Annotated in this window: 1 protein-coding gene; it reads left to right on the top strand. The window is 61.2% G+C overall.

Annotated elements, in window-relative coordinates:
* Window positions 1-1724: beta strand repeat-containing protein (locus tag ACQ4WY_RS28175; protein ID WP_436506915.1), on the top strand; the 1724-nt coding region annotated here is incomplete at both ends.

Raw genomic sequence — 1724 nt, 5'->3', positions numbered from 1 at the left:
ACGCAAACGCTGGTCGCGCATGGCCAGGTTCTGGCTGCAGGTAGCGCCAATCTGACAGGCGCCAGCATCGACATCGGCGGCAGCCAGACCAGCGCCGCGAACATCGGCCTGACGGCAACACTGGGCGATGTCAGCACGAATAAAGCCGTGGTAACGACGCCGGGCGCGTTGAACATCACGACCAGCGCCACCTTGCACAACACGGAAGGTGCCTTACAGGCGGGCCAGCTCGATCTGCACGTAGGCAATCTTGACAACACCAAGGGCACGGTACTGCAAACGGGTACGGGTAATACCATCATCCAGACCAGTAATCTGGATAACACGGCCGGCCGCATCGCCGTCAACAGCAACAATCTGACCCTCGATGCGACCACGCTGACGAACCGCGATGGCAAGATCGAGCATGCTGGCACGGGTATCTTGTCGGTACAGGCGGGCATACTGGAGAACAGCAAGGGCCGTTTCACTTCCGCCGCCTCGGCGGAGATTGTCAGCAAGGGTGCGCTGAATAATACCGACGGCGTGATGGCCGCGACTGCCGACTTGCATGTTGGTGGTGTGCATATCGACAACACGCGCGGCGTGTTGCAGGCGGACAATTTACGTCTTGATGTTGCGACCTTGCTGAACCAGCAAGGCACGGTCAGCGCTGGGACGGACCTGACGGCAAAAGTGAGCGGTGACCTGAACAATGCCGGCCTGCTGTATGCAGGCCGTAACCAGCAATTGACGGTGGGTGGCGTGCTCAACAACACGGGGTCGATTGCCTCCGTTAATAACATCCATATTTCTGCCGGCAAAGTGACCAGCAGCGGCTTGCTGGGGGCGGGCATCAAAGCCGATGGCAGCCTGGGCACGGCAGGCGATCTGACCATCAACGCCGATGGCGTCTTGCAAGCAAGCGGCCAGAACCTGGCGGCGGGCAGCGCCATGCTGACAGGCGTGTCGGTCGATCTTTCGGGTAGCCAGACAGCTGCGGCAAACGTCAATATCACGGCGCGCAGCGGCGATGTACAGACGAGCAAGGCGGTGATTTCCGCCAGCAAGGTGCTGGCGATCACTGCCAACGCGAACAACGCCCAGTCGCTAGTCAACAGCCAGGGCCAATTGGTGGCTGGTCAGTTGCAGCTGAGCGTGGCCAATCTGAACAACGCCAGCGGCGACATCGTGCAGACGGGCGCAGGCGACACCATCATCACCACAGGCAAGCTGGACAACACAGCCGGCCGCATCGCCGTCAACAGCGCCAACCTGGCCCTGAACGCGACGGTCTTGACGAACATCAATGGCAAGCTGGAGCACGCGGGTGCGGGCGTTCTGGCCATCAACGCGGGCCAGTTCAATAATCAGCACGGCAAGATCACGGGAAATGGCAAGCTTGACATCACTACAGTCACCCTGGATCACCGCAACGCCACGACCGTGGCGAACCAGTTGACGGTCAACGCCGGCACGCTCGACAACCGCGCCGGCAACCTAGCGCAGACGGGCACAGGCTTGATGACGGTCTCGGCCACGGGCCAGCTCGACAACACAGGCGGCAAGATCGAGGGCAATGGCGATGCGCTGGTGAAAGCAGCTACCTTGCTGAACAAAACGGGCCGCATCGTGGCGGCGCAGGATGCCGAGTTGAACATCGGCAGCGTGGACAACACGGATGGCACGGTCGCGGCAGGCCGCAATCTGGCATTGACCGGTGGCGACATCGACAATACCAAGGG

Origin of the sequence: Janthinobacterium salmonicoloratum, assembly GCF_051380845.1 — a bacterium.
Classification (GTDB): domain Bacteria; phylum Pseudomonadota; class Gammaproteobacteria; order Burkholderiales; family Burkholderiaceae_D; genus Janthinobacterium; species Janthinobacterium lividum_F.
Note: the sequence above shows the minus strand (reverse complement) of the source record. Positions and strands in the feature narration are given on the sequence as shown.